The sequence below is a fragment of the Paraburkholderia hospita genome (genome assembly GCF_002902965.1).
GTDB lineage: Bacteria > Pseudomonadota > Gammaproteobacteria > Burkholderiales > Burkholderiaceae > Paraburkholderia > Paraburkholderia hospita.
The window spans coordinates 2,010,588-2,037,369 of record NZ_CP026105.1 but is presented as its reverse complement, the minus strand read 5'-3'; the positions used below and the strand labels follow the sequence as shown (position 1 = coordinate 2,037,369).

At 62.8% G+C, this 26,782-nt stretch carries 24 protein-coding genes; 21 read left to right on the top strand and 3 right to left on the bottom strand.

Translation table 11 applies throughout. The features are described 5' to 3' along the window. Positions 1-70 precede the first annotated feature (70 nt). The 4 genes from C2L64_RS09105 (at position 71) to C2L64_RS09090 (ending at position 4,210) form a co-directional block, all read left to right on the top strand. Positions 71-1,315 (top strand): CaiB/BaiF CoA transferase family protein, encoded by a 1,245-nt coding sequence (locus tag C2L64_RS09105; protein WP_090835272.1) that lies wholly within the window; start codon positions 71-73, stop codon positions 1,313-1,315. 70 nt (positions 1,316-1,385) lie between these two features. Continuing rightward, a complete protein-coding gene (locus C2L64_RS09100; protein WP_090835270.1) occupies positions 1,386-2,423 on the top strand; it encodes an ABC transporter substrate-binding protein in 1,038 nt (345 codons plus the stop codon). A gap of 136 nt (positions 2,424-2,559) precedes the next feature. After that, positions 2,560-3,384: an ABC transporter ATP-binding protein gene (locus C2L64_RS09095; RefSeq protein ID WP_007586487.1), complete on the top strand. Its 825-nt coding sequence runs from the start codon at positions 2,560-2,562 to the stop codon at positions 3,382-3,384. 1 nt (position 3,385) lies between these two features. Further along, positions 3,386-4,210 carry an ABC transporter permease gene (locus tag C2L64_RS09090; protein ID WP_079485784.1) on the top strand — a complete coding sequence of 275 codons (825 nt, stop codon included), beginning with the start codon at positions 3,386-3,388 and terminating at the stop codon, positions 4,208-4,210. 79 nt (positions 4,211-4,289) lie between these two features. On the opposite strand, the gene C2L64_RS09085 is transcribed toward C2L64_RS09090, so the two are convergent. Continuing rightward, a complete protein-coding gene (locus C2L64_RS09085; RefSeq protein WP_090835266.1) occupies positions 4,290-5,264 on the bottom strand; it encodes an NADPH:quinone oxidoreductase family protein in 975 nt (324 codons plus the stop codon). Between the two features lie 299 nt (positions 5,265-5,563). Between C2L64_RS09085 and surE the strand changes: the two genes are divergently transcribed. From surE to C2L64_RS09060, 5 genes are read left to right on the top strand one after another with little or no spacing between them, the layout of a single operon-like run. Beyond that, the gene (surE, locus tag C2L64_RS09080) at positions 5,564-6,322 is read left to right on the top strand and encodes a 5'/3'-nucleotidase SurE (RefSeq protein WP_090835262.1); all 759 of its coding nucleotides are present in this window, start codon (positions 5,564-5,566) and stop codon (positions 6,320-6,322) included. Next, entirely contained in the window at positions 6,319-7,395 is a 1,077-nt protein-coding gene (locus C2L64_RS09075; protein WP_090835260.1) for a protein-L-isoaspartate(D-aspartate) O-methyltransferase, read from the top strand. Before surE ends, C2L64_RS09075 begins: the two co-directional genes overlap by 4 nt. A gap of 5 nt (positions 7,396-7,400) precedes the next feature. After that, the gene (locus C2L64_RS09070; RefSeq protein ID WP_090835257.1) at positions 7,401-8,339 is read left to right on the top strand and encodes a peptidoglycan DD-metalloendopeptidase family protein; all 939 of its coding nucleotides are present in this window, start codon (positions 7,401-7,403) and stop codon (positions 8,337-8,339) included. Between the two features lie 16 nt (positions 8,340-8,355). Continuing rightward, positions 8,356-9,450 carry an RNA polymerase sigma factor RpoS gene (gene rpoS, locus C2L64_RS09065; RefSeq protein WP_007586478.1) on the top strand — a complete coding sequence of 365 codons (1,095 nt, stop codon included), beginning with the start codon at positions 8,356-8,358 and terminating at the stop codon, positions 9,448-9,450. Positions 9,451-9,456: 6 nt separating this feature from the next. Next, positions 9,457-10,233, top strand: a complete 777-nt coding sequence (locus C2L64_RS09060) for a 3'-5' exonuclease (RefSeq protein ID WP_007586476.1) — start codon at positions 9,457-9,459, stop codon at positions 10,231-10,233. A 255-nt stretch (positions 10,234-10,488) separates the two neighbouring features. Here C2L64_RS09060 and C2L64_RS09055 read toward each other — a convergent pair whose 3' ends face one another. Then, on the bottom strand, positions 10,489-11,352 hold the full coding sequence (locus tag C2L64_RS09055; protein WP_090835255.1) for an endonuclease/exonuclease/phosphatase family protein: 864 nt from the start codon (positions 11,350-11,352) through the stop codon (positions 10,489-10,491). Positions 11,353-11,435: 83 nt separating this feature from the next. On the opposite strand from C2L64_RS09055, the gene rlmD reads away from it, so the two are divergent. Further along, on the top strand, positions 11,436-12,860 hold the full coding sequence (gene rlmD, locus C2L64_RS09050) for a 23S rRNA (uracil(1939)-C(5))-methyltransferase RlmD (RefSeq protein WP_090835253.1): 1,425 nt from the start codon (positions 11,436-11,438) through the stop codon (positions 12,858-12,860). Between the two features lie 108 nt (positions 12,861-12,968). On the opposite strand, the gene C2L64_RS09045 is transcribed toward rlmD, so the two are convergent. Beyond that, the gene (locus C2L64_RS09045; protein WP_090835249.1) at positions 12,969-13,826 is read right to left on the bottom strand and encodes an outer membrane protein assembly factor BamD; all 858 of its coding nucleotides are present in this window, start codon (positions 13,824-13,826) and stop codon (positions 12,969-12,971) included. Positions 13,827-13,864: 38 nt separating this feature from the next. Here C2L64_RS09045 and C2L64_RS09040 point away from each other — a divergent pair, with 38 nt between their 5' ends. The 11 genes from C2L64_RS09040 to bktB all read left to right on the top strand — a co-directional run bounded on the left by C2L64_RS09040 (position 13,865) and on the right by bktB (position 26,638). After that, positions 13,865-15,148, top strand: a complete 1,284-nt coding sequence (locus tag C2L64_RS09040) for an RluA family pseudouridine synthase (RefSeq protein WP_090835247.1) — start codon at positions 13,865-13,867, stop codon at positions 15,146-15,148. After that, positions 15,145-15,984, top strand: a complete 840-nt coding sequence (gene pgeF, locus C2L64_RS09035; protein ID WP_090835245.1) for a peptidoglycan editing factor PgeF — start codon at positions 15,145-15,147, stop codon at positions 15,982-15,984. Before C2L64_RS09040 ends, pgeF begins: the two co-directional genes overlap by 4 nt. Positions 15,985-16,411: 427 nt before the next feature. Then, positions 16,412-18,400 (top strand): class I poly(R)-hydroxyalkanoic acid synthase, encoded by a 1,989-nt coding sequence (gene phaC, locus C2L64_RS09030; RefSeq protein ID WP_176133830.1) that lies wholly within the window; start codon positions 16,412-16,414, stop codon positions 18,398-18,400. 189 nt (positions 18,401-18,589) lie between these two features. Next, the gene (locus C2L64_RS09025) at positions 18,590-19,771 is read left to right on the top strand and encodes an acetyl-CoA C-acetyltransferase (protein WP_007586439.1); all 1,182 of its coding nucleotides are present in this window, start codon (positions 18,590-18,592) and stop codon (positions 19,769-19,771) included. Positions 19,772-19,950: 179 nt separating this feature from the next. After that, positions 19,951-20,691: a 3-ketoacyl-ACP reductase gene (locus C2L64_RS09020; protein ID WP_007586437.1), complete on the top strand. Its 741-nt coding sequence runs from the start codon at positions 19,951-19,953 to the stop codon at positions 20,689-20,691. 148 nt (positions 20,692-20,839) lie between these two features. Further along, positions 20,840-21,418 (top strand): polyhydroxyalkanoate synthesis repressor PhaR, encoded by a 579-nt coding sequence (gene phaR, locus C2L64_RS09015; RefSeq protein ID WP_007742570.1) that lies wholly within the window; start codon positions 20,840-20,842, stop codon positions 21,416-21,418. Positions 21,419-22,021: 603 nt separating this feature from the next. Next, a complete protein-coding gene (locus tag C2L64_RS09010) occupies positions 22,022-22,381 on the top strand; it encodes a type II toxin-antitoxin system RelE/ParE family toxin (protein ID WP_090835242.1) in 360 nt (119 codons plus the stop codon). A gap of 18 nt (positions 22,382-22,399) precedes the next feature. Then, positions 22,400-22,684, top strand: coding sequence for a helix-turn-helix domain-containing protein (locus tag C2L64_RS09005; protein WP_007585832.1), 285 nt, complete (start codon positions 22,400-22,402; stop codon positions 22,682-22,684). 288 nt (positions 22,685-22,972) lie between these two features. After that, complete coding sequence (gene rimO, locus C2L64_RS09000) at positions 22,973-24,364, top strand: 30S ribosomal protein S12 methylthiotransferase RimO (RefSeq protein ID WP_007585834.1); 1,392 nt, start codon at positions 22,973-22,975, stop codon at positions 24,362-24,364. 3 nt (positions 24,365-24,367) lie between these two features. After that, entirely contained in the window at positions 24,368-25,294 is a 927-nt protein-coding gene (locus C2L64_RS08995; RefSeq protein ID WP_007742571.1) for a sugar kinase, read from the top strand. Positions 25,295-25,453: 159 nt separating this feature from the next. Then, positions 25,454-26,638: a beta-ketothiolase BktB gene (bktB, locus tag C2L64_RS08990; RefSeq protein WP_090835239.1), complete on the top strand. Its 1,185-nt coding sequence runs from the start codon at positions 25,454-25,456 to the stop codon at positions 26,636-26,638. Positions 26,639-26,782 lie beyond the last annotated feature (144 nt).

Sequence of the window (26,782 nt, the reverse complement as noted above, 5' to 3'; positions counted from 1 at the left end):
CACAACTCGTCCGAACCACAACGTGTGACAGCAGGACCGCCCGGCCAGCACAACGAAGATCAGGAGACACATGAGCGCATCCACTTCAACGCCAACGGAAAAAACCGAAGCGGAAAAGCCCAAGGGACCGCTCGCGGGCGTCAAGGTGCTCGAACTCGGCACGCTGATCGCGGGCCCGTTCGCCGCGCGTTTTCTCGGCGAGTTCGGCGCGGACGTGATCAAGATCGAAGATCCGAAGGGCGGCGATCCGCTGCGCAAATGGCGCAAGCTTTATCCCGAAGTGGGCGGCACGTCGCTGTGGTGGGCCGTGCAGGCGCGCAACAAGAAGTCGGTGACGATCAATCTAAAGGCCGACGAAGGCAAGGAAATCGTTCGCAAGCTCGCGAAGGAAGCGGATATCGTCGTCGAGAATTTCCGGCCTGGTCTGCTCGACAAGCTGGGGCTCGGCTATGACGTGCTGTCGGCGGAAAATCCGGGTCTCGTGATGGTGCGTCTGTCCGGTTACGGGCAGACGGGCCCGTATCGCGACCGTCCCGGCTTCGGTGCGATTGCCGAATCGATGGGCGGGCTGCGTCATATCACCGGCTATCCGGACCTGCCGCCGCCGCGCATCGGCATTTCGATCGGCGATTCGATCGCGGCGCTGCATGGCGTGATCGGTGCGCTGATGGCACTGCATCATCGGCAGGTGAACGGCGGCAAAGGGCAGGTCGTCGATGTCGCGCTGTACGAAGCCGTCTTCAACATGATGGAAAGCGTGGTGCCCGAATACGGCGTGTACGGCATGGTCCGTGAGCGCACGGGCGCATCGCTGCCGGGTATCGTGCCGTCCAACACCTATCCGTGCCGCGACGGAAGCATCGTGATCGGCGGCAACAGCGATCCCATCTTCAAGCGCCTGATGCTCGCGATCGACCGCGAAGACCTTGCGAACGACCTATCGCTCGCGCATAACGATGGCCGCGTGCCGCGCACGCAGGAGATCGACGGCGCGATCGCCGCGTGGCTAGCCAGCCGCACGATCGACGAAGCGCTCGACGTGCTGAACGCCGCCGACGTGCCCGTGGGCCGCATCTACAGCGTCGCCGACATGTTCACCGATCCGCAGTACGTCGCGCGCCAGATGATCCAGACGTTCAAGTGGCACGATGGCCGCGACATCACGCTGCCGAACGTCACGCCGAAGCTCTCGGAGACGCCCGGCGAGACGCGCTGGCTCGGGCCGGAACTGGGTGAACATACGGATGAAGTTCTGCAAACGCTGGGTTATGATGCGGACCACATTGCAAGGTTGCACGCGCAACAGATCGTGTAGCGGGCACACACGCTAGCGCACGAAGACGGGCGGATCAGCCCGCGACAGAACAAAAACTGGAGACAGGACCATGCAACGAAGAAGCTTCCTCGCAGGCGGCGCGGCACTCGCGGGCGCCTCGCTCGTCGGCTCGCCGCTCGCGTTCGCGCAAAGCAAGCTGGAGACGTCGAAAGTCGCGATCGCTGTCGGCGGCAAGAACCTCTTCTACTACCTGCCGCTCACCATCGCCGAGCGCCGCAATTTCTTCAAGGACGAAGGGCTCGAAATCGAAATCTCCGATTTCGCGGGCGGCTCGCAGGCGTTGAAGGCGGCCGTCGGCGGCAGCGCGGATGTGGTGTCCGGCGCGTTCGAGCACACGCTGCTGTTGCAGGCGAAGAGCCAGTACTTTCGAGAATTCGTGCTGCAAGGCCGCGCGCCGCAGATCGTGCTCGCCGTGTCGAAGAAGACGATGGCGAACTACAAGTCGATCGCCGATCTGAAGGGCAAGAAAATCGGCGTGACAGCGCCGGGCTCGTCGACGTCGATCATGGCGAGCTTCGTGCTCGCCAAAGCCGGGCTGACGGCGAAGGACGTGTCGTTTATCGGCGTCGGCGCGGGCGCCGGCGCGATCGCCGCGTTGCAGTCCGGCCAGATCGACGCGCTCGCCAATCTCGACCCGGTGATGACCAAGCTCGAACGCTCGGGCGAGATTCGCGTCGTGTCGGATACGCGCACGCTCAGCGACACGCGCACGGTGTTCGGCGGCAACATGCCGGCCGGCTGCCTGTACGCCTCGCAATCGTTCATCAGCAAGAATCCGAATACGACGCAGGCGCTCACCAACGCGATGGTGCGCGCGCTCAAGTGGCTGCAGACGGCAACGGGCACCGAGCTGATCAACACCGTGCCTGAGTCGTATCTGCTCGGCGACCGCGCGCTGTATCTGGATGCGTGGCAGCACGTGAAAGAGGCAATGTCGCCCGATGGCCTGATGCCCGCCGACGGCCCCGCGACGTCGCTGAAGACGCTGCAGGCGTTCGACGAGACGATAAATGGCAAGCCGATCGATCTGTCGAAGACCTGGACGAACGACTTCGTGAAGAAGGCGCTCGCGACGGTCAAGGCATAACGCGCGATCTAAACTTCGATTCAACCTCGATCCGTACCGGGCTTCCGCCCGGCGACGCGCGTGCGGGCGGAAGCCCTGCCGTGTCACGACGTGGCGACATCGAACCACCGAAGCATCGAAACAAGCGAGCCGAACGATGACCGTTGCCGCCCTGGCGCTCGAAAACATTACCTGCACGTTTGCGTCGCGCGAGAAGCGCGGGCAAAGCTACACCGCCGTCAAGGACACGACGCTGCGCATCGCGCCGGGCGAGTTCGTCTCCGTGGTCGGCCCGACGGGCTGCGGCAAGTCGACCTTGCTGAACGTCGGCGCGGGGCTGCTGGAGCCGTCCTCGGGCGCGGTGACGGTGTTCGGCGAGCCGCTCTCGGGCATCAACCGGCGCGCGGGCTACATGTTCCAGGCCGACGCGCTGATGCCGTGGCGCTCGGCGCTCGATAACGTGCTGGCGGGCCTGTCGTTCCATGACGTGCCGCGCGCCGAAGCTCTCGCGCGCGCCGACGAATGGCTGAAGCGCGTCGGCCTAGGTGGGTTCGGGGATCGTTATCCGCATCAGCTGTCGGGCGGCATGAGAAAGCGGGTCGCGATGGCGCAGACGCTGATCCTCGATCCCGACATCATCCTGATGGACGAGCCGTTTTCCGCGCTCGATATCCAGACGCGCCAGCTGATGGAAAACGAGCTGCTCGATCTGTGGGCCGCGAAGCGCAAGGCCGTGCTCTTCATCACGCACGATCTGGATGAAGCGATTGCGATGTCGGACCGCGTCGTGGTGCTGTCGGCGGGGCCGGGTACGCGGCCGATCGGCGAGTTCACGATCGATCTGCCGCGCCCGCGCGATGTCGCCGAAGTGCGCTCGCATCCGCGCTTCGTCGAATTGCACGCGCAGATCTGGAGTGTGCTGCGCGATGAAGTGCTCAAAGGTTATCAGCAGCAATTGACGGTCGCGCCGGAGGGCAACTGAGATGTGGAAAGCATTGCGCCCGAACCGCGCGAACCTCGTGATCTGGCAGTGGCTGCTGCTCGTGCTGTGCTTCGTGCTCTGGTACGTGCTGACGAGCCCGACACTGTTGCCCGCGTTCTATTTCGACGACGCCAACAAGGCCGCGTTCTTCTTCGGCGAGCCGCAGAAAGTACTCGTGCGGATCTGGGAATGGTTCGCGTCTGGTGAAATCTATCTGCACCTGTGGATCACGCTGATCGAGACCGTGCTCGCGTTTGCGCTGGGCACGGTGCTCGGACTGGGGGTCGGCTTGTGGCTCGCGCTGTCGCCGCTCGCGAGCGCGTTGTTCGACCCGTACATCAAGGCCGCCAACTCGATGCCGCGGGTGATTCTCGCGCCGATTTTCGGCGTGTGGTTCGGGCTCGGCATCTGGTCGAAGGTCGCGCTCGGCGTGACGCTCGTGTTCTTCATCGTGTTCTTCAACGTCTATCAGGGCGTGAAAGAAGTGAGCCCCGTCGTGCTCGCGAACGCACGCATGCTCGGCGCGAACCGCAAGCAGCTGCTGCGCGCCGTCTATCTGCCGAGCGCGATGAGCTGGGTGTTTTCGAGCCTGCATACGTCGGTGGGGCTGGCGTTCGTCGGCTCGGTGGTGGGCGAGTATCTGGGTTCGGCGCGCGGCGTCGGCTATCTGATCCTGCAGGCCGAAGGCACGTTCGATATCAACACCGTGTTTGCCGGCATTCTCGTGCTGACGGCTTTCGCGTTGATACTCGATGCGATCGTCGGCGCGATGGAGAAGCGCCTGATGAAATGGCAGCCGAAGAGTGGCGAGACAGAAAAGCTCTGATCGCCCGACGTTCCAATTGAAAAACGGCGCGTGACCTGCGAAGGTCACGCGCCGTTTGTGTTTGAAAGGCGATTGAGGCTTACGGCGTGATCACGATCTTGCCGAGCACGCGCCGCTGCGCCATGTCGTTGAGCGCGCGCGCCGTGTCTTCGAGCGGATAACGCGCCGACACGAGCGGCGTGAGCTTGCCTTCGCGAATCCAGCCGAGCATTTCTTGAAACGCGGCGGCATTGCGTTGCGGCTCGCGCCGCGCGAAATCGCCCCAGAACACGCCGACGATGCTCGCGCCTTTCAGCAGTGCGAGATTGAACGGCAGCTTCGGAATTTCGCCGTTCGCAAAGCCCACGACGAGATAGCGCCCGCGCCAGCCGATGCTGCGAAATGCCGGCTCCGCATAACTGCCGCCGACAGGGTCATAAATCACATCGGGCCCGTTGCCGTCCGTGAGCACCTTGATGCGTTCGCGCAAGTCTTCCGTCGCGTAGTTGATGGTTGCGTCGGCACCGTGCGCGACGCAGGTCGCGAGCTTCTCGTCGCTCGATGCCGCCGCGATCACGCGTGCGCCGAGCGCCTTGCCGATTTCGACGGCGGCGAGTCCTACACCGCCTGCCGCGCCGAGCACGAGCATCGTCTCGCCCGCTTTCAGTGCCGCGCGATCGACCACGGCGTGATGCGACGTGCCATAGGCGAGGGTGAAGACGGCTGCCGTCTCGAGGTCGGCGTCCTCGGGCAACGGCACGCATGCGCTCGCGTCCGCGACGGCCTGCTCGGCAAAGCCGCCTTGCTGCGTGTAGGCGACCACCCGCATGCCGGGCCTGAACTGCGTGACGCCGTCGCCGACGGCGCGCACGATACCCGCGACTTCCGCGCCGGGCGTGAAGGGCAGGGGCGGCTTGAACTGGTATTTGTTCTGGATGATCAGCACGTCGGGAAAGTTGACGCTTGCCGCTTTGACGTCGATTGCGATCTGGCCGGCTTGCGGCACGAGATCGGGCAGTTCCTCGATGTTCAAGCTTTCAGGCGGCCCGTACTGGTTGCAGCGGATTGCGCGCATCGTGTCTCCCTTCGGTCAATGTGCGTTGCAGGCTTCACGGTTCATGCATGGTTCATAAGCGTGCTTCCGACTGCGTGCCGGTCGCGTGGTTGATGCAACGCGTGTGCCGCTGCGAAGTAACGCCACGAAGCAACAGTCGCCATCTGCCGAACCCTTGTAGCAGAGCAGTGTAAAGCAAGCTCGAACGACCGTGCGCTTTCACCATGCTGCTGCACACATGCCACGCTGCATGAAAGCATAGGCATGCGCGGGGCCCGTGTGTCGTTCGCGTGCCTTGTTTCCTCGGTTACAATCGCCGCATGCGAATCCTACTCAGCAATGACGACGGTTATCTGGCGCCAGGCCTTGCTGCGCTTTACGAAGCGCTGAAGCCGCTCGCCGATGTCACCGTGATGGCTCCCGAACAGAATTGCAGCGGCGCGTCGAATTCGCTGACGCTTTCGCGCCCGCTGTCGGTGCTGCGCTCGGCCAACGGTTTCTACTACGTGAACGGCACGCCGACCGATTCCGTCCACATCGCGCTGACGGGCATGCTCGATCACACGCCCGATCTCGTCGTGTCCGGCATCAACAACGGGCAGAACATGGGCGAGGACACGCTGTACTCGGGCACCGTCGCCGCGGCGACGGAAGGCATCATGTTCAATGTGCCCGCTATCGCGTTTTCACTCGTCGATAAAGACTGGGTGCATCTCGAAGACGCCACGCGTGTTGCCGCCGAAATCGTTGCGCACTATCTCGAGCGTCCGTTGCCCGGTTATCCGTTGCTGAATGTCAACATTCCGAACCTGCCTTACGAGCAGTTGCTCGAGTGGCGCATCACGCGCCTGGGCAAGCGGCATCCGTCGCAGCCGGTGATCCGGCAGACCAATCCGCGCGGCGAGCCGATCTACTGGATTGGACCGGCGGGCGGCGCGCGCGATGCCAGCGAAGGCACCGACTTCCACGCGGTGGCCAACGGCCTCGTGTCGATCACGCCGCTGCAACTCGATCTGACCCATACGGCTATGCTGCCCGCGGCGCGCGACTGGCTGAGCGCCGGGAGCGGCGCTTCATGACGGGCGAGCGCGCAAAGCGCTTTCCGCTTGGACTCGAAGACCTGGTGCGCGAGCCGCGCCGGGCGGACGCACGCGGCGCGAAAGCGGGTGCGGCCAAGCCGGCTGCATCGAAGCCTGCCGCAACCAAGACGGCCGTACCCAATCTGAACGCGCAGGCAGCAGGCCGCGCGCGCAGCGGCGTGAGCGGCAACGTGGCCGCAAAAACGCCGGCGGGCGCGAAGAGCGCGACAGGCATCCTCAATTCGAACGCGAAAGCGGCCAGTTCGTCCGCGCGCACGCCCGCGATTACAAAAAGTCCGTCCGGAATCGTCAATACGAAAGGCGCAACCACGATCCGCAATGACGGCGCGCGCAACCAGTTGCCGCGTCCCGTGACGACGTCGTTCGAGCGCACGGGCGCGCCCAACGTCGCGTTGACGAGCGCCGTCACGCTGACGTCAGAACGCGTGCGCGAGCGGATGGTCGAAAGGCTGCGGGCGAACGGCATCACGGACCCGCGCGTGCTCGACGCGATGGCGATGGTGCCGCGTCATATGTTCGTCGATCCCGGCCTTGCCACGCAGGCTTACGAGGACGCGGCTCTGCCGATCGGCCATCACCAGACGATCTCGAAGCCTTCTGTGGTCGCGCGGATGATCGAGCTGGCCGCGCAGGGCCGCACGCTCGCGAACGTGCTGGAAATCGGCACCGGCTGCGGCTATCAGGCCGCGGTGCTGAGCCACGTCGCGCGCGACGTCTATTCGATTGAACGCATCAAGCCGCTTTACGAGCGCGCGAAGACGAACCTGCGTCCGCTGCGCATCCCGAACATCCGTCTGCACTACGGCGACGGACGGATCGGTTTGCCGGCCGCGGCACCGTTCGATGCGATCGTGATCGCGGCAGCTGGGCTCGATGTGCCGCAGGCGCTGCTCGAGCAGCTTGCCATTGGCGCGCGGCTTGTGGCGCCTGTCGGATCGCAGGACGGACAGTCGCAGGTACTCACGCTCGTCGAGCGCACGGGGCCCGCGCAGTGGCGCGAATCGCGGCTTGATCGCGTTTTCTTTGTCCCCTTAAAATCCGGAGTGATTTAACCCCGATGAGTATGTTTCGCGCGATGCAAAGAACAAGCCTGAATGTCCCGTTGTCCGTCGCTCAGCGCAGCGTTTGCGTGGCCATGCTGTCCGTCCTGGCCGCATGTGCAACGCGGCTCGATCAGGCGCCCGTCGTCGATCGCTCCGGCACCCTTGGCACCGTCACGCAGGCGGGCGCCGCGCCCGGCGCGCAGCCGGCCGTGCCGCTCGGCCCGCCGCCTCCGGGCTATTACCGAGTGAAGCCCGGCGATACGTTGTATAGGATCGCGCTCGAAAACGGTCAAAACTATCGCGACATCGCCACGTGGAACAACCTGACGAACCCGAACCAGATCGAAGTCGACCAGTTGCTGCGCGTGGCGCCGCCGGGCGCGAACGGCGCACCCGTCGTGCCGGGTGTTGCGACCGCGCCGATTGGCGGTGGCGCGGTGCAGAACGCGCCAATTGCGGGCGTGCAGCCGGCGCCGTCGGCGGGCCTGGCCAACCAGCCGCCCATTTACGGTGCGGCGCCGGGCGCGTCAGGTGCACAGGCGATCACGCCGCCGCCCGCGGCCAGCGACGCGACGGCGTCGAACGGCAACGTGACGTTTGCATGGCCCGTGCGTGGTCCGTTGTTGAACGGCTTTGATGATTCGAAGAACAAAGGCGTGAACATCGGCGGATCGGCGGGCGAAGCGGTAAAGGCTTCTGCTGATGGTCGCGTGGTTTATGCAGGAAATGGGCTGCGCGGTTACGGCAATCTCATTATCATCAAACATGACGCGACGTATCTCACAGCGTATGCACATAATCGTGCTTTGATGGTAAAAGAGGGTGACGCGGTGACCAAAGGTCAGAAGATCGCCGAAATGGGCAACAGTGATTCGGACCGCGTGATGTTGCATTTCGAAGTTCGCCGCCAGGGTAAGCCTGTCGACCCAATGAAGTATTTGCCGCCGCAATAAGCCAAGCGATACGACCATGCCGAAATCGAAGCGCCGCCCGTCGCAAGCAGAGACTGAGTCCGTGAGCCGTGCCACGCCTGTTTCGGTGGACGACGCTGGCGCTTCGGAGGTCGATGACGACAACGTCGAGGACCTCGAGAACTCCAACGATTCCGAAGAGCGTGCGTCGGGTCGCGACGAGGAATCTGAGGGGCGCGAAAGCGCAAACGATTCCGCGCCCGACGCCGACGACTTTCGCGCGTTGCTGCAGGCCGAACTCACGGCCGACACGATCCAGCACTACCTGAACCGGATCAGCGTGAAGCCGCTGCTCACCGTCGAGGAAGAGCAGCGCTATTCGCGCCTCGCGAAGGCGGGCGAGTTCGAAGCGCGCCAGGTGATGATCGAGCGCAATCTGCGGCTCGTGGTCAGCATCGCGAAGGGCTATCTGAATCGCGGCGTGCCGCTGCTCGATCTGATCGAAGAGGGCAACCTCGGCCTGATGCACGCGATCGAAAAGTTCGATCCGACGCGCGGCTTCCGTTTCTCGACGTATGCGACGTGGTGGATCCGCCAGAGCATCGAGCGCGCGATCATGAATCAGGCGCGCACGGTGCGGCTGCCGGTGCACGTGATCCGCGAGCTGAACCAGGTGTTGCGCGCGAAGCGCCACCTCGAAAAGAATTCGATGAATTCGGGCGAAGCGGCCGAGCGCCGTGACGCGAGCATCGACGACATTGCGTATCTGACGGGCAAGACGACGGACGAAGTCACCGATATCCTCGCTTTGAACGAGCACACGGCGTCGCTCGATGCGCCGCTCGATCTCGACCCGGCGAGCAGCCTGCTCGATCTGTTGTCCGACGACCAGAGCCAGTCGCCCGATGCCGAGGTGCAGCACCGCGAGCTCGAGACGCTGACGCGCGCGTGGCTCGCGCGGCTGTCGGACAAACATCGTCATGTGATCGAGCGCCGCTTCGGGCTGAATCACATCGAACCGGCCACGCTCGAGGAACTCGCCGACGAAATGGGCCTCACGCGCGAGCGTGTTCGCCAGATCCAGCAAGAGGCGCTCGTGCGTCTGAAGCGCTTCTTTGCGTCCAATGGCGTTCGGAAGGACGCTGTTCTCTAGAAACTGATGACTCCCATTCTGGTATTCGACATCGAGACGATTCCCGATGTCGCCGGCATTCGCCGGCTTGAAAGTCTTCCCGCAACGATGTCCGACGAAGAAGTGGCCGAGCACGCGTTCGCGGCGCGGCGCGAGAAGACGGGCAGTGATTTTCTGCCGCATCATCTGCAGCGTGTCGCGGCGATTTCGTGCGTGTTCCGCGATAACAATGGTTTTCGGGTGCGTTCGCTTGGCACGACCTCGGATGGCGAGGCTTCGCTCGTGCAGTCGTTTTATCGCACGATCGAGAAGTACACACCGCAGCTCGTGTCGTGGAATGGCGGCGGTTTTGATTTGCCGGTGCTGAATTACCGTGCGCTGGTGAATGGTATTCGCGCGAACCGGTTTTGGGATCTTGGCGAGGATGACCGCGATTTCAAGTGGAACAACTACATCAGCCGATACCACGCGCGGCATACCGACTTGATGGATGTGCTGGCGATGTATCAGGCGCGGGCGAATGCGCCGCTCGATGCGCTTGCCAAGCTGTGTGGCTTTCCCGGCAAGCTCGGGATGGATGGCGGGCAGGTGTGGCACGCGTTTCAGGCAGGGCGGATCGATGAGATTCGTAACTACTGTGAGACGGATGTCGTGAATACGTATCTGCTTTATTGTCGGTTTCAGTTGATGCGGGGTGGGTTTTCGCCGGAGGAGTACGCGGATGAAATTGCGTTGGTGAAGAACTCCTTGGCGCAGGAGGCTTCGCCGCACTGGGCCGAGTATCTCGCTGCGTTTGATAATTAGTGGTTTTGATGTCTGCGACGCTGGGTGGTTTGCTTGTGTTCGCGCTGGCATCCGCGATGCGGTGTTTGCTATGCACGCGGTTTGGTTTATTTGCCTTGGCGCTGGCATCCGCGTTATGCCTTCGTGCTTCAAGCGTCGCCCCTGTGCGGGGCGGCACCTACTTTTCTTTGCCGCCCCGCACAGGGGCGACGCTTGAGCTGCAAACACCGTAACGCGGATGCCAGCGCCAACACCAGCGTCGCAGACAAACAAAAATCAACCCATCTCTACGACAATCGGCTGATGATCCGAAGCGCGGGTCGCGCCATCGACCTCACACCTGCGTAACCGCGTCCGCAAATCCTCGGTGACAAATACGAAATCACACGTCAGCGGCCCATCCGCCCACTGGACCTTGTCATAGACACCCGCCGTCATAGGCGGCGTCTCCGCGGGATGCAGCGCAGTCCACGCATCGATAAAAGAAGGACTGCCGTCGAGCGGCTCCAGCATCCGCCGGTAGGCTTCACTATCGTATGCGCTATTGAAATCGCCACACACGATCGCACTGACAGGCCGCCCGGTATCAGCAAAAGGCCCAATGGCGTTCTCGGCGGGTACGGGGTGCGCCGCATGCCCAGCGGCCTCTTGCTGCAACTGGCGCAGCCGATTAACCTGCGCGAGCCGCTGCTTTAGCGAATAAAACTCCAGATGCGTAACGATGACCCGCACCGAACCGCCCGGCGCGCGCAGCACAGCCTCAAGCGCGACGCGCTGCATCGACGGCGCCTCCGAATCGGCCGGCCACGGCAAAGAATGCCGGATCACACGTTCGACGGGCAGCCGCGTCGCGATCGCATTGCCGAACTGCCGTCGCGGCGCAGCCGGTGCATCGAGCTTCAGCGCGGGCAAATCCGCGCCGATCGCCTCCAGCACCGTGAAGCCGGGCAGGGCGTCGGCGATCTCGGCGAACTGGTCGTCGCCCGGATGCCCCGCCAGCACCGAAAAGCCACGCGTGACTTCCTGCAGGCACAGCACATCGAAATCAACGAGCCGCCGCGCCTCGTCGACCGTGCGCGACAGGTTCACGTCCCCGTGCGCACTGCGTCCCCACTGGACATTCCAGCTGATCAGTCGCATCGTCAAATCTCCGTCGGTGTGTGTCGTTCGTCTACAATCTCGTGTTTGGTCCCACTTTTACATAGTCTGTCAGGAAGTCGCAGGTGTCCGAAACTGTCCCCCACATTGGTAAAACGCGCTCGTCCAGGAAGCGCAAGCAGGCGCGCGAAGACGCAGCCGCTGGCCCCTTCAAGGCGCCCGAACTCGATATCGAGTCGCTCGACATGGAAGCGCGCGGCGTCGGCCGCACCGTCACGGAAGACGGCTCGCCCGGCAAGGTCATCTTCGTCGAGGGCGCGCTGCCCGGCGAACGTGTAACCTATTCGAGCTACCGGAAGAAGCCGAGTTTCGAACAGGCGCAGGTCGTCGATATTCTTAAAGAGAGCGTGATCCGTACCCGCCCGCAGTGCAAGTTTTTTGGCATCTGCGGCGGTTGTTCGATGCAGCATCTCGACGTGCGCGCGCAGATCGCCGTCAAGCAGCGCGTGCTCGAAGACAATCTGATGCATCTGTCGAAGCTGCGTCCGGAAACCGTGTTCCGGCCGATCCACGGTCCGTCGTGGGGCTACCGCTATCGTGCGCGCCTCACCGTGCGCAACGTCGTGAAGAAGGGCGGCGTGCTGGTCGGTTTTCATGAGAAGAAGAGCAGCTACGTCGCCGATATGACGAGCTGCGAAGTGCTGCCGCCGCATGTGTCCGACATGCTGGTGCCGCTGCGGCACATGGTCGAAGCGCTGTCGATTCGCGATCGCATGCCGCAGATCGAACTGGCTGTCGGCTCGTCGGTGACGGCGCTCGTGCTGCGCGTTCTGGAGCCGATCAACGAGGCCGACGAACAGGTGCTGCGCGATTTCGCCGATCAGCACAACGTCCAGTTCTGGCTGCAGCCGAAGGGTCCGGACACGGTCTATCCGTTCTATCCGCTCGATGCGCAGCTCGACTACACGCTGCCCGAATACGGCATCCGCATGCCGTTCCGTCCCACCGACTTCACGCAGGTCAACCATCAGATCAACCGTGTGCTGGTCGGCCGCGCGCTGCGGTTGCTGGCGCCCGCGAAGACGGACCGCGTGCTCGATCTGTTCTGCGGCATCGGCAACTTCACGCTGCCGCTTGCGCGGATTTCGCGCGAAGTGGTCGGTATCGAAGGCAGCGAGGTGCTGACCTCGCGCGCGCTCGACAACGCGAAGGAAAATGGCGTCGACAGCCATACGTCGTTCGCTAGCCGCAACCTGTTCGAAGTCACCGCCGACGACATCCGCGCGCTCGGTCACTTCGACAAGTACCTGATCGATCCGCCGCGCGAAGGCGCGCTCGCGGTGTCGAAGGCGCTGGCGGATATTGCGCAGAGCGGCGAAGGGCCGTTGCCGAAGCGCATCGTCTACGTGTCGTGCAACCCCGCGACGCTCGCGCGCGACGCGGGCCTGCTCGTGCACGAAGCGGGCTACCGGTTGAAGGGTGCGGGCGTCGTGAACATGTTCCCGCATACGTCGCACGTCGAGTCGATTGCGCTCTTCGAGCGCGACTGAATGTGACGGGCTGAAGCGTCCGCCCACTGCGAAAACGCGGAAATGCGGACGCCAGAAACGAAAACGCCACGGTATGAGCCGTGGCGTTTTTTTATCCGGTCAGGCGGCTCAGAACTGCCACCACGACTTTTCCTTGCCCGGACGGGCATGGCCCGTGATGTACGGGCTGTCCGGGAAGGTGCCGGCCAGGATGCGCTTCGTGTCGTCCGCGAGTTGCGGCTGATCCAGTTTCTGATACGACAGCATCATGATGTGCAGCGCGTCTTCGATCGCAGGCGCGTTCTTGTATTCCTTGATCGCGAGCTGCGCACGGTTGATGGCGGCCACATACGCGCCGCGGCGGTAGTAGTAGTCCGCCGCGTGCACTTCGTGCGACGCGAGCGCGTTCACGATATAGCGCATGCGCTGGGCGGCATCCGGTGCGTACTTGCTCTGCGGATACTTGTCGACGACGACCTTGAACGCGTCATACGACTCGCGCAGCGACTTCGGATCGCGCTCGCTCATGTCCTGGCCCGAGAAGCGGCCGAACAGGCCCAGATCGTCGTTGAAGTGGATCATGCCCTTCAGGTAATACGCGTAGGGGATGTCCGGGTGATCCGGGTGAAGCTGGATGAAGCGGTTGACGGCCTGGTCGGCGGCGTCCGTTTCGCTGTCCTTCCAGTTGCAGTACGCGACGTTGATCTGCGCCTGCTGCGCGAAGTGGCCGAACGGGTCGCGGCCTTCGAGTGCTTCGAAGTATTTCGCGCACTTGCCGAAGTCGCCGCCGCTCAAGGAGTCTTGCGCCTCCGTATATAATTTATTGTTGGTCCACGTGGCCGTTTCGTCGGTCTTTTCCGGCAGGCCGTGACAGGCCGCTATCAGCGTAACGGCCGCCATGGAAGCGCCATAGAGGGCTGCTTTCCTGGCCAGCTTTTGGGCCACCGTCTTTCGAACAGTTTGAGTAATGATGTTCAAGGCTCGCATTTTCCAGTCTAGCTTTACGTCCAGGTGACCCAGTCTCGATGACCCGTTCCAATACTCCGCGCCCCGGTCAGGGCGCGCGGAAGAGCAACAAAGATTATAGCCCAAGCGCCGACCTCGCCAACGCATCCGCGGGTGAACCGGGCGCCGATGCACTCGACGACGATCTCGTCGACGATGCGCTCGCCCCACAGCCTGTATCCGCCGCGGAGCAAGGCTCCGCGCGGCGCGCGGACGAAACGCCGCGCGTCGTCACGGTGCCGTCCGAGCTTGCCGGCGAGCGGCTCGACAAGGTGCTCGCCAAAGTCTTTCCGGAGTTTTCACGCAGCCGGCTGCAAAGCTGGATCGAGGCGCAGCGTGTGCGCGTCGACGGGCAGCCCGCGAAAATCCGCCATCCGGTGCCGCTTGGCGCATCGATCGAGCTCGTGCCCGATCTGCTGCCCGAGCAGCTCGCGTTCACGCCGGAACCCGTGCCGCTCGATATCGTCTATGAAGACGACACGCTCGTCGTGATCAACAAGCCGGCCGGCCTCGTCGTGCATCCCGCTGCGGGGAACTGGAGCGGCACGGTGCTCAACGGCCTGCTGCATCGCTATGGCGACGCGGCGGCGGGCTTGCCGCGCGCGGGCATCGTGCATCGGCTGGACAAGGAAACATCGGGGCTGATGGTCGTCGCGCGCACGCTCGAAGCGCAAACCGATCTCGTGCGCCAGCTGCAGGCGCGCACCGTGAAACGCCGCTATCTCGCGCTCGTGTGGGGCAACATGCGCGACGAAGGCACGATCGACGCGCCGATCGGCCGCGATCCTCGCGAGCGCACGCGCATGGCCGTGGTGACGGGCGCAGCGGGCAAGCCGGCGCGCACGCACTTCCGGCGCATCGATTCGGCGATATGGGAGCGGCAGCCCGTGTCAGCGATTCACTGCGATCTGGAGACGGGCCGCACGCATCAGATCCGCGTGCATTGCGCGCACATCGGCCATCCGCTGCTCGGCGACCCTGTTTATGGACGCGCGCGCGGCAAGCGTTCGGTGGCGCCGCTGCCGGGCGGCTTTGCGCGCCAGGCGCTGCATGCATGGCGGCTCGCGCTGGTTCATCCACGGACGGGCCGCACGATGCAATGGCGCGCCGACGTGCCGGACGATATCGCTGAACTGTCCGAAGCGTTGGGCCTCGGCCGCGAGCACGAAGCAGCATACCAGGAAGATTTCGACGAGTATGACGACGACTACGATGACGAAGCCGAAGCATCGATCGAAGACGACTACGACGATGAAGACGATGCCGACGACGAAGCCTCACCCGACAAGGACGACCGCGCATGACGCTGCCTGAGCTGACCACGAATGACGTGCTGCGCCCCGAGTGGTCCGTGTCGTCGCGCGTGCGGGCGCTCGTCACGACGCGCAATGGCGGCGAGAGCCTGCCGCCGTTCGGCACATGGCGCGATGGCGTCGATGGACCGGGCGGGCTGAATCTCGGTAGGAAGTCGGGCGACGATCCCGCGCATGTCGAAGCAAACCGCGCGCGTCTGATGACGCTGACAGCGCACGATGAGGCCGCATGGCTCTCGCAGGTTCATGGCGCGACCGTCGTGAATGCAGACGACGTGCTGGCCGCCACACAGCGCGGCGAACCGTTGATGCAAGCCGACGCCAGCGTGACCGACCGGACGGGCCCGGTATGCGTGGTGATGATCGCCGATTGCATGCCCGTTCTGCTATGCGATCCGCAAGGCCGCGCGGTGGGCGCCGCGCACGCGGGCTGGCGCGGTCTCGCGTCGGGTGTCGTGGAGAATACGGCGCAGCGTGTCGCATCGCTCGCGGGCACTGACATGTCAGTGCTGCATGCTTATCTCGGCCCATGCATCGGCCCGCAGGCCTTCGAGGTCGGACCAGATGTGCGTGACGCCTTCATGAAAGGTGTCGGCGGCGCACAACGCGATATCGTCGCCAGCGCCTTCGTCGAGCACCCGCTGAATGCCGGCAAGTTCCTCGCGGATCTGCCGGGGCTCGCGCGCTGGCGTCTCGCGCAGATCGGCGTGACGAACGTGACAGGCGGCGATCACTGCACGGTCACCGAACGCGAGCGGTTCTACTCCTATCGACGCGATCGCGAAACGGGCCGCATGGCCGCGCTGATCTGGCTCGCGGATCAATGACAGGCGCGTCTAACTGCCGCTGCGCAAAGGCAATTTTGCTGCGCGTGGCCCGACGTCGAGCGGGGTCTTATGCAGTCTTATGCTGCACTGCGCGAAAATAAGAAGACCTACGCGGTTGCGCAGTGCATAAGCGTTCCGCGCGTTCCCCCATCAGCCAGACGAGCCCGTAGTCACGGGCTCGTTTTGCATTGCACAGCACAATCGTTTCTTCCATCGGCAATTCGGTTTCATATACATCGGGAAAACGATGATGAAAAAATTATCGCAGTGCGGCAAAATCGGGAACAAGCATTGACATGCCTTGCGATGGGGCGCAAGAATGTTCTCCACCGGGCAAGGGCGTAACGCGGTCGCGATCCACTCGCGCCTGCCGCGCAAGTACCTGCCTCTCAACCCGTCCGCGAGGACATTTCGGTTAAAAGCAGGCATGGCTGCATCTCAAACTTCCTCGACTTCTTCTCGCACGGACACCTCGTCGGACCGCACGCAGCAGCAAGCGGATGCGGCAGGGGTCCATCAATGGTTCGATGCCTGGATGAACGCATGGCGTTCGCTAGGCGCGCAGGCTGCAGCGAACGGCAATCCTTTTAGTGTCCCCGCTATGCCCGACTTCGCGAAAGCGGCGACGGCGCAGGCCGGTTCGCTGCCGTTTGCGAATCCCTTCTTCGAGCAAATCGCCAAACAGTTTGCGCAAACGCAAGCTCAACCGGGCGGTCCGGCCGAAGGCCAGCCGTTCAACGCATTCTTCGGGCAGGCATTCAATCCTCAGTTCGCGCAACAGTTCACGCAGCAGCTTGCCGGGTTGAAGGTGCCGAGCGCATCGATCCCGTCCACGCGTCTTCAGCAGTTGCAGTCCGACTATTCGCGCGAGGCGATGCAGTTGCTGCAACAGTCGACGCAGACAAGCTCGTCGGGTATCGAGCTCAAGGACCGGCGCTTCAGTTCGGATGCGTGGAAGACGACGCCCGTCTACGCGTACACGGCAGCGTGGTATCTGCTGAACGCGCGTTATCTGCAGGAACTGGTCGATGCGCTCGAAACCGACCAGAAAACCCGTGAGCGCATCCGCTTCGCCGTGCAGCAATGGACGGCGGCCGCCTCGCCGAGCAACTTCTTCGCGCTGAATCCCGAAGCGCAAAAGACGCTGCTCGAAAGCAACGGCGAAAGCCTGCGCCAGGGCGTGACGAACCTGCTCAACGACATGCAGCGCGGCAAGATATCGCAGACGGACGAATCGCGTTTCGTAGTCGGCAAGAATCTCGCGATGTCGGAAGGTTCCGTCGTGTTCGAGAACGAGCTGATGCAGCTGATCCAGTACAAGCCGCGCACGGCCACCGTGTACGAGCGGCCGTTGCTGATCGTGCCGCCTTGCATCAACAAGTACTACATCCTCGATCTCCAACCTGAGAACTCGCTCGTCGCGCACGCGGTCGAGTCGGGCCATCAGGTGTATCTGATTTCGTGGCGCAACGCGGACCAGTCGATCGCCGAGAAGGGATGGGACGACTACATCGGCGATGGCGTGCTGGCCGCGATCGAAACTACGCGCCAGATCAGCGGCCGCGAGCAGATCAACACGCTCGGTTTCTGTATCGGCGGCACGTTGCTCGCGACGGCGCTGGCCGTGGCGTCGGCACGCGGCGAGCATCCCGCGGCATCGATGACGCTGCTGACGGCGATGCTCGACTTCGCCGACACGGGCATCCTCGACATCTTCGTCGACGAAGCGCATGTGCAGATGCGGGAGCAGACCATCGGCGGCAAGAACGGCACGCCCGCTGGCCTGATGCGCGGCCTCGAGTTCGCGAACACGTTCTCGTTCCTGCGCCCGAACGATCTCGTGTGGAACTACGTGGTCGACAACTACCTGAAGGGCCGCACGCCGATGCCGTTCGACCTGCTGTACTGGAACAGCGATTCGACGAGCCTGCCGGGTCCGATGTACTGCTGGTATCTGCGCAACACGTATCTGGAAAACAAGCTGCGCGAGCCGGGAGCGCTGACCACGTGCGGCGAGAAGGTGGACCTGACGCGCATCGACGTGCCGACGTTCATCTACGGCTCGCGTGAAGACCACATCGTGCCGTGGGAAACGGCGTATGCGTCGGTGCCGTTGCTGACGGGGCCGCGCAAGTTCGTGCTCGGCGCGTCGGGCCATATCGCCGGCGTGATCAATCCGCCGTCGAAGAAGAAGCGCAGCTTCTGGTCGGTAGCGGGCGACGATAAAACGCTGCCCGACAATCCCGCCGACTGGTTCGAAAGCGCAACGGAAACACCCGGCAGCTGGTGGCCCGAATGGACGAACTGGCTCGACCAGTTCGCCGGCAAGAAGGTGAAGCCCGCGGCGCAAGCCGGCTCGGCCGAGTTCCCGGTGATCGAACCCGCGCCTGGCCGCTACGTGCAGGAGCGCGAATAATCGTTCGGGTGCCGAATCATTCGCATACGGTCGCCGTCGAAGTGAAAAGAGCGACCGCCGCCTGACGGATAACGAGTGACGACGGATGGAGTGAGACAGACGCTGTATCGCAGTAATGCTGACTTGACCGGATTAACAACTTGACGGGGTACTGTGGAGCATGTCGCCGCAGCCCCGGAGGAAACGAAAATGACTGACGTAGTGATCGTATCGGCGGCCCGCACGGCTGTCGGCAAATTCGGTGGGTCGCTGGCGAAGATTGCGGCGCCGGAACTGGGTGCCACGGTGATCCGCGCCGTGCTGGAGCGCTCGGGCCTCAAGCCCGAGCAGATTAGCGAAGTCATCCTGGGTCAGGTGCTGACGGCGGGTTCTGGGCAGAACCCGGCGCGCCAGTCGCTGATCAAGGCCGGTCTGCCGATGGCAGTGCCCGGCATGACCATCAACAAGGTGTGCGGCTCGGGCCTGAAGGCCGTGATGCTGGCCGCCAACGCGATCATCGCGGGCGACGCGGACATCGTCATCGCGGGCGGCCAGGAAAACATGAGCGCGGCGCCGCACGTGCTGCCGGGCTCGCGCGACGGCTTCCGCATGGGCGACGCGAAGCTGATCGACAGCATGATCGTCGACGGCCTGTGGGACGTGTACAACCAGTACCACATGGGCGTGACGGCTGAGAACGTTGCGAAGGAATACGGCATTTCGCGCGAAGACCAGGACAAGTTCGCGGCGCTTTCGCAGAATAAGGCGGAAGCCGCACAGAAGGCCGGCCGCTTCGATGATGAAATCGTGCCGATCCAGATTCCGCAGCGAAAGGGCGATCCGCTGTCGTTCGCAACGGATGAATTCGTGCGCCACGGCGTCACGGCCGAAGCGCTGGCGGGCTTGAAGCCGGCCTTCTCGAAGGAAGGCACGGTGACGGCGGCGAACGCGTCGGGTCTGAACGACGGCGCGGCGGCGGTTGTCGTGATGTCGGCGAAGAAGGCGGAAGCGCTGGGTCTCACGCCGCTCGCGCGCATCAAGGCGTACGCGAACGCGGGCGTCGATCCGAAGGTGATGGGCATGGGCCCGGTGCCGGCATCGCGCCGTTGTCTGGAGCGTGCTGGCTGGGGCGTGAACGACCTCGACCTGATGGAAATCAACGAGGCATTCGCGGCGCAGGCGCTGGCCGTACACAAGCAGATGGGCTGGGACACGTCGAAGGTGAACGTGAACGGCGGCGCGATCGCGATCGGCCACCCGATCGGCGCATCCGGCGCCCGGATTCTCGTCACGCTGCTGCACGAAATGCAGAAGCGCGATGCGAAGAAGGGCCTCGCGTCGCTGTGTATCGGCGGCGGCATGGGCGTGGCGCTCGCGCTCGAGCGTCCGTAAGCGGTCGTTTCACAAGGAGGCCGCCGCGCGTGCCGGTGCCGCCCAACGGCGACTGGCAGCGCGGCGTGGTCCGATGCTTTCGCGCGGTTGGCTGCATCGAACGCGCCGAACGCATCGGATATCGGAAGGCGAAGCACGAGGCGGCTGGCGTCTCGTAAAACGATAATGGAGTGTGTGTTATGTCACAACGAATTGCGTACGTAACGGGCGGCATGGGTGGCATCGGCACGAGCATTTGCCAGCGTCTGCTGAAGGATGGCTACAAGGTGGTCGCAGGCTGCGGCCCGAATTCCCCGCGTCGCGTGAAATGGCTTGAAGATCAGAAGGCGTTGGGCTTCGACTTCGTTGCGTCGGAAGGCAACGTGGGCGACTGGGAGTCGACCAAGCTCGCGTTCGACAAGGTCAAGGCCGAGGTCGGTGAAATCGACATACTGGTGAATAATGCGGGCATCACGCGCGACGTCGTGTTCCGCAAGATGACGCATGAAGACTGGACGGCCGTGATCGACACGAACCTGACCAGCCTTTTCAACGTGACGAAACAGGTGATCGACGGCATGGTCGAGCGTGGCTTTGGACGCGTGATCAACATCTCGTCGGTGAACGGCCAGAAAGGCCAGTTCGGTCAAACGAACTATTCGACCGCGAAGGCGGGGATTCACGGTTTCACGATGGCGCTCGCGCAGGAAGTGGCCACCAAGGGCGTGACGGTCAACACCGTTTCGCCGGGCTACATCGGCACGGACATGGTGAAATCGATTCGCGCCGATGTGCTGGAAAAGATCGTCGCGACGATTCCGGTGCGCCGTCTGGGCACGCCGGATGAAATCGGGTCGATCGTTGCATGGCTGGCGTCGGACGAGTCGGGCTTCTCGACGGGGGCCGATTTCTCGCTGAACGGCGGCCTGCATATGGGCTGATCCGTGAGCGTCCTGTTTTGTCGCAGCAAGAACGAAGCGGGACGTTACATGGTTCAGATGTTTCTGGCGGCGTCTCGTACGCGCAGCGTTTCGCTGTGCGTGCGACAGGACGCCGTTTCTGCGCTTCATTCGCGCTCAAAGGCGTTACATGACCACTACTACAAAGAAAACAGCCGAACGACTCATTAAGAAATATCCGAACCGTCGACTGTACGATACAGAGACCAGCACTTACATCACGTTGACCGATGTGAAGCAGCTCGTGCTGGATCAGGAGGATTTCAAGGTCATCGATGCCAAGAGCAACGAAGACCTGACGCGCAGCATCCTGCTTCAGATCATTCTCGAAGAGGAAAGCGGCGGCCTGCCGATGTTCTCGTCGATCATGTTGTCGCAGATCATCCGTTTCTACGGACACGCGATGCAGGGCATGATGGGCACGTACCTGGAAAAGAACATCCAGGCGTTCATCGACATTCAGAGCAAACTCGCGGATCAGTCGAAGGGCCTGTACGAAGGCAAGACGATGAATCCGGAGGTCTGGTCGCAGTTCATGAACATGCAAGCCCCGATGATGCAGGGGATGATGACCAGCTATATCGAGCAGTCGAAGAACATGTTCGTGCAGATGCAGGAGCAGATGCAGAACCAGGCGAAGACGATGTTCAGCACGTTCCCGTTTACGCAGCCGACGCCGCAAGGGAATCCGGAGCCGGAGAAGAAGTAGGGCGAAGAGCGGGCTGAATACTCGAATCTGCCCGGCGGTGCGCGCCGGGCAGAGGGGTGTTTTCTTCTCGTAAATGTCCGGCTAAGTCTGGTCGTTTTCGGCACGCTGCGACATACAATCTCCAACTGTTTATCTGCATGAAATACCTGATTGAGATTAATTTTTGATATTTCGGATTTCCTGATTTTTTGGCTATAGAAAATCAGAATCGCTAGTGTTGACATGAGCGACCGATAAAAAAATAATATTGGCCCGGACATCAACCGTGGCTCGAGTCTCTCGTTGAATATCGCTGATTAGCTCGACAAGCCTGAGTCCGATCAAGAAGCGGCCGCATAAGCGGCTGTTTTCTATTTTACGGAGATTAAGCGTTTGTCGTGGAACTCCAATATCAGAAAAACGGAATGCCGGTTTTATCCGGCGAATGGATCGATTCAATTCCTCAGTGGCGTTTCATCGCTAACGGACAATTCACGTCTCGGTGTTTCTCTTGGAGCGTGTCCGCGTTCGATCGTTTTATGCGGACTTCGAGTCTCTGGAAAGGGAAAGCAGTTTACGCAACGTACCAAAGTTGGTACGATAGATCAGTCACAGTCGCGGTCGATGCCGCGCACCCGGTCGGTAGTCATTGTCCTTTCTGTTTGCTTTTTTCAGACTGACACGGGCAATGAACCTGTGCGTCAATGGCTTCGGGATCTGGAACCCGAGGACAGGAAAATGATTGGCGAGGATGTGAAGACCGTGCAGTTCGGCTGGCCGCTTGGGATGCCACTGGTGCGCAAGATGGGGCGTGATTTGTGGGAGATTCGCATTACGCCGCCGCAGCGGATCGCGCGTGTGCTGTTCACCGTGGTGGACGCGAAGATGATTTTGCTACACGGTTTCATCAAAAAATCACAGGCTACGCCGCAAGCGGATCTGGATCTTGCAAGAGACAGATTGCGTCAGTTGCAAAGCGGTTAAGCATGAAAGAGGTGTGTCATGGCAAGCAAGCACGTAGGTGGGAATTTCGACGATTTCCTTGCCGAGGAATCGCTGCTTGAGGAAGTCACGGCTACGGCCATGAAGCGCGTTATCGCCTGGCAGATCGAGCAGGAAATGAAGGCGCAGAATCTGACCAAGACCCGAATGGCTGCAAAGATGAATACGAGTCGCGCGGCGTTGAACCGGTTATTGGATCAGAACGATACGAGCCTCACGCTGACAACGTTGGCAAGCGCCGCGAATGCACTGGGAAAGAAGTTCAGATTCGAACTTGCTTCGTAAGACTCCGCGCAGGATGTCGACGTGACTTTCCCCGTGCGTGTTTCGGACGTGACGCCCACTAACCGCCACGCTGCACGCCGCTCAACCCCTCTCACGGTATAATCCGAGGTTGCTTGTGCGGGCCCAACCGACTTCCCACAAGATCCACATGGCCCCATTTCGCGACGGTCCTCGCCACGAGGGCACCGTCGCACGGTGCACCCACGTTTGCCGCGATTTCGGCGCCCGGGCTGCACGCCCAAGCCCTCATATATCGCGTCACTCATCGCTCTCGCCGGACCATTCTCTATGTCGCAGACTTCGACCCCCGCCGCGCCGACCGCTTCGATTCCGAAGGTCGGGTTCGTTTCCCTCGGATGCCCGAAAGCCCTCGTCGACTCCGAACAGATCATCACGCAACTGCGCGCGGAGGGGTACGAAATCTCCGGCACCTATGACGGCGCGGACCTCGTCGTCGTCAACACCTGCGGCTTTATCGACGAAGCCGTGCAGGAAAGCCTCGATGCCATCGGCGAAGCGCTCACGGAAAACGGCAAGGTGATCGTCACCGGCTGCCTCGGCGCGAAGCAGAGCGCGAGCGGCTCGAACCTGATCGAGGAAGTGCATCCGAAGGTGCTCGCCGTGACGGGCCCGCATGCCCTCGGCGAAGTGATGCAGGCCGTGCACAGCCATCTGCCGAAACCGCACGATCCGTTCGTCGATCTCGTGCCCGCCGCGGGCGTCAAGCTCACGCCGCGTCACTATGCGTATCTGAAGATTTCCGAAGGCTGTAACCACCGCTGCACGTTCTGTATCATCCCGTCGATGCGCGGCGACCTCGTGTCGCGTCCCGTCGCCGAAGTCATGCTCGAAGCGGAAAACCTCTTCAAGTCGGGCGTGAAGGAACTGCTCGTCATTTCGCAGGACACGAGCGCCTATGGCGTCGACGTCAAGTACCGCACTGGTTTCTGGAACGGCAAGCCGATCAAGACGCGCATGACGGACCTCGTCGGCGCGCTCGGCGAACTCGCCGCGCAGTACGGCGCATGGGTGCGTCTGCATTACGTGTATCCGTATCCGAGCGTCGACGAAGTGATTCCGATGATGGCGGAAGGCCCGCTCAAGGGCCATGTGCTGCCGTATCTCGACGTGCCGTTCCAGCACGCGCACCCCGAGGTGCTCAAGCGCATGAAGCGTCCCGCGAACGCGGAGAAAGTGCTCGAGCGCGTGCGCGCATGGCGCGAAATCTGTCCGGACCTGACCATCCGCAGCACGTTTATTGCGGGTTTCCCTGGCGAGACGGAAGAGCAGTTCGAAACGCTGCTCGACTTCATCCGCGAGGCGGAACTCGATCGCGTTGGCTGCTTCGCCTATTCGCCTGTCGAAGGCGCGGGTGCGAACGAACTCGACGGCGCGCTGCCCGATGAAGTCCGCGAGGCGCGCCGCGCGCGCTTCATGGAAGTCGCGGAAGAAGTATCCGCGAAGCGCATTGCGCGCAAGGTCGGCAAGACGCTGAAGGTGCTGGTCGACGAAATCAATGCCGATGGCGGCATCGGCCGCACGGCGGCGGATGCGCCGGAGATCGACGGCGTCGTCTATATCGCGCCCGCGACCAAGGCGTCGAAGCGCTACAAGGTCGGCGATTTCGTGTCGGTGAAGATCACGGGTGCCGACGGCCACGATCTGTGGGGCGAGGTCTAAGCGATGCTCTCGAACACGCCGTCCATCCTCGCGCTCGGCGAGGCAATGGTCGAATTCAACCAGTCCGGCAAAGACCAGCCCACATACCTGCAAGGCTTCGGCGGCGACACGTCGAACTTCTGCATCGCGGCCGCGCGGCAGGGCGCGTCGACAGGTTTCGTATCGGCTGTCGGCAGTGATCCGTTCGGGCGTTTGCTGCTTGATCTGTGGCAGCGCGAGCAGGTCGATACCTCGCTCGTGCGCATCGACGATCAGGCGCCGACGGGCGTGTATTTCGTGTCGCACGGTCCGTCCGGCCATCAGTTCGACTATCTGCGTGCGGGTTCGGCAGCAAGCCGCTACGCGCCGCGCGATTTGCCGCTCGACGCAATCGCCGCCGCGAAGGTCATCCATCTGTCCGGCATCAGTCTCGCGATTAGCGTGAGCGCCTGCGACGCCGCGCTCGCCGCGATCACGCACGCGCGCGCGCACAACGTGCTCGTGAGCTTCGACACGAATCTGCGGCTCAAGCTGTGGCCGCTCGCGCGGGCGCGTGCCGTGATGCTCGAAGCGATCCGCCAGACGGACATCTGCCTGCCCAGCTGGGACGACGTCACCGAACTGACGGGTTTGACGGAGCGCGACGACATCGTCGATTTTCTGCTCGCGCAAGGGCCGCGCGTCGTCGCGCTGAAACTCGGCAAGGAAGGCTCGTATATCGCGACGCCCGACGAGCGGCGTGTCGTGCCCGGTCACGTCGTCAATGCCGTCGATGCGACGGGCGCGGGCGACTGCTTCGGCGGCGCGTTCATCGCGCGCATCGCTGCGGGCGACGATCCGTTCCAGGCGGCGCGCTACGCGAACGTCGCGGCCGCGCTGTCGACGCAAGGCTTCGGCGCCGTCGCGCCGATTCCCGATCGCGCGACGGTCGAACAACTTCTCGGCGCCTGAGCGCACACTGAAGCGCGCGCAGTTCGCCAGCGCCGCAGCACAATGGCGTCAGATTCAGCGCGGAAATCCGGCAACTCGGGTATGTTCAGCAAGGCAAGGTCATGCGCGTCTTCAACGAGGCGCATGACATTCATCTGAGACAACAGAGAGGAGCAAGCGATGCAACGTGAAGTGGTGGTAGTGAGCGGCGTGCGCACGGCAATCGGCGACTTCGGCGGCAGCCTCAAAGACTTCGCACCGACGGATCTCGGCGCGCGCGTGGTGCGCGAGGCATTGTCGCGCGCGAGCGTCTCCGGCGACGAAGTCGGCCATGTCGTGTTCGGCAACGTCATCCATACCGAGCCGAAAGACATGTACCTCGCGCGCGTCGCGGCGCTCAACGGCGGCGTCGCGCAGCATACGCCCGCACTGACCGTGAACCGGTTGTGCGGCTCGGGCCTGCAGGCAATCGTATCGGCGGCGCAAGCCGTGTTGCTCGGCGACGCGGATATTGCGATCGGCGGCGGCGCGGAAAGCATGAGCCGCGCGCCGTACATCATGCCGTCGGCGCGCTTCGGCCAGCGCATGGGCAATGCGAGCATCGTCGACATGATGCTCGGCGCGCTGCACGATCCGTTTCAGTCGATCCACATGGGCGTAACGGCCGAGAACGTTGCGAAGAAATACGACATCTCCCGCGACACACAGGACGCGCTCGCGCTCGAATCGCACCGCCGCGCGGCGAAGGCGATCGAAAGCGGCTACTTCAAGGAACAGATTCTCCCCATCACGATCGCGTCGAAGAAAGGCGACACCGTCTTCGACACGGACGAGCACGTCCGCATGAACGCGACGTCCGACGACTTCGCGAAACTGAAAGCCGTGTTCGCGAAGGAAAACGGCACGGTCACGGCGGGCAATGCGTCGGGCATCAACGACGCGGCCGCGGCTGTCGTGCTGATGGAGCGCAGCGTCGCCGAGAAGCGTGGCGCGAAGCCGCTTGGCCGGCTCGTTGCGTATGCGCATGCGGGCGTCGATCCGAACTACATGGGCATCGGCCCCGTGCCCGCGACGCAGAAGGCGCTGGAGCGCGCCGGCCTGAAAGTCGGCGATCTCGACGTAATCGAAGCGAATGAGGCGTTTGCCGCACAGGCGTGCGCCGTCAGCAAGGAACTGGGCTTCGATCCCGCGAAGGTGAACCCGAACGGCTCGGGCATTTCGCTCGGTCATCCAATCGGCGCGACGGGCGCGCTCATCACCGTCAAGGCGCTGTACGAGTTGCAGCGTATCGGCGGCCGTTATGCGCTCGTGACGATGTGCATCGGCGGCGGGCAGGGCATTGCGGCGATCTTCGAGCGGATCTGATCCGTTCGCGAGACGGGACGGGGCGGCGACGACGTGGTGTTTCGCCGCTCCGTCTCTGAACGAACTTGCGGTATAACCGGTCGAAGCGGGTTATCGAGGTATCAGGCGTTAGCAAAACGTCATCAAGCCGGTTGAAAGGAAACA

Coding starts and splice junctions, on each gene's coding strand:
- C2L64_RS09040 (WP_090835247.1), top strand. CDS start 13,865: ATGACCCGTTCCAATACTCCGCGCCCCGGTCAGGGCGCGCGGAAGAGC.
- C2L64_RS09020 (WP_007586437.1), top strand. CDS start 19,951: ATGTCACAACGAATTGCGTACGTAACGGGCGGCATGGGTGGCATCGGC.
- C2L64_RS08995 (WP_007742571.1), top strand. CDS start 24,368: ATGCTCTCGAACACGCCGTCCATCCTCGCGCTCGGCGAGGCAATGGTC.
- C2L64_RS09010 (WP_090835242.1), top strand. CDS start 22,022: ATGCCGCGCACCCGGTCGGTAGTCATTGTCCTTTCTGTTTGCTTTTTT.
- C2L64_RS09090 (WP_079485784.1), top strand. CDS start 3,386: ATGTGGAAAGCATTGCGCCCGAACCGCGCGAACCTCGTGATCTGGCAG.
- C2L64_RS09045 (WP_090835249.1), bottom strand. CDS start 13,826: ATGCGAGCCTTGAACATCATTACTCAAACTGTTCGAAAGACGGTGGCC.
- C2L64_RS09085 (WP_090835266.1), bottom strand. CDS start 5,264: ATGCGCGCAATCCGCTGCAACCAGTACGGGCCGCCTGAAAGCTTGAAC.
- surE (WP_090835262.1), top strand. CDS start 5,564: ATGCGAATCCTACTCAGCAATGACGACGGTTATCTGGCGCCAGGCCTT.
- phaR (WP_007742570.1), top strand. CDS start 20,840: ATGACCACTACTACAAAGAAAACAGCCGAACGACTCATTAAGAAATAT.
- C2L64_RS09025 (WP_007586439.1), top strand. CDS start 18,590: ATGACTGACGTAGTGATCGTATCGGCGGCCCGCACGGCTGTCGGCAAA.
- C2L64_RS09100 (WP_090835270.1), top strand. CDS start 1,386: ATGCAACGAAGAAGCTTCCTCGCAGGCGGCGCGGCACTCGCGGGCGCC.
- bktB (WP_090835239.1), top strand. CDS start 25,454: ATGCAACGTGAAGTGGTGGTAGTGAGCGGCGTGCGCACGGCAATCGGC.
- rimO (WP_007585834.1), top strand. CDS start 22,973: ATGTCGCAGACTTCGACCCCCGCCGCGCCGACCGCTTCGATTCCGAAG.
- rpoS (WP_007586478.1), top strand. CDS start 8,356: ATGCCGAAATCGAAGCGCCGCCCGTCGCAAGCAGAGACTGAGTCCGTG.
- phaC (WP_176133830.1), top strand. CDS start 16,412: ATGGCTGCATCTCAAACTTCCTCGACTTCTTCTCGCACGGACACCTCG.
- C2L64_RS09005 (WP_007585832.1), top strand. CDS start 22,400: ATGGCAAGCAAGCACGTAGGTGGGAATTTCGACGATTTCCTTGCCGAG.
- C2L64_RS09105 (WP_090835272.1), top strand. CDS start 71: ATGAGCGCATCCACTTCAACGCCAACGGAAAAAACCGAAGCGGAAAAG.
- pgeF (WP_090835245.1), top strand. CDS start 15,145: ATGACGCTGCCTGAGCTGACCACGAATGACGTGCTGCGCCCCGAGTGG.
- C2L64_RS09075 (WP_090835260.1), top strand. CDS start 6,319: ATGACGGGCGAGCGCGCAAAGCGCTTTCCGCTTGGACTCGAAGACCTG.
- C2L64_RS09095 (WP_007586487.1), top strand. CDS start 2,560: ATGACCGTTGCCGCCCTGGCGCTCGAAAACATTACCTGCACGTTTGCG.
- C2L64_RS09060 (WP_007586476.1), top strand. CDS start 9,457: ATGACTCCCATTCTGGTATTCGACATCGAGACGATTCCCGATGTCGCC.
- C2L64_RS09070 (WP_090835257.1), top strand. CDS start 7,401: ATGAGTATGTTTCGCGCGATGCAAAGAACAAGCCTGAATGTCCCGTTG.
- C2L64_RS09055 (WP_090835255.1), bottom strand. CDS start 11,352: ATGCGACTGATCAGCTGGAATGTCCAGTGGGGACGCAGTGCGCACGGG.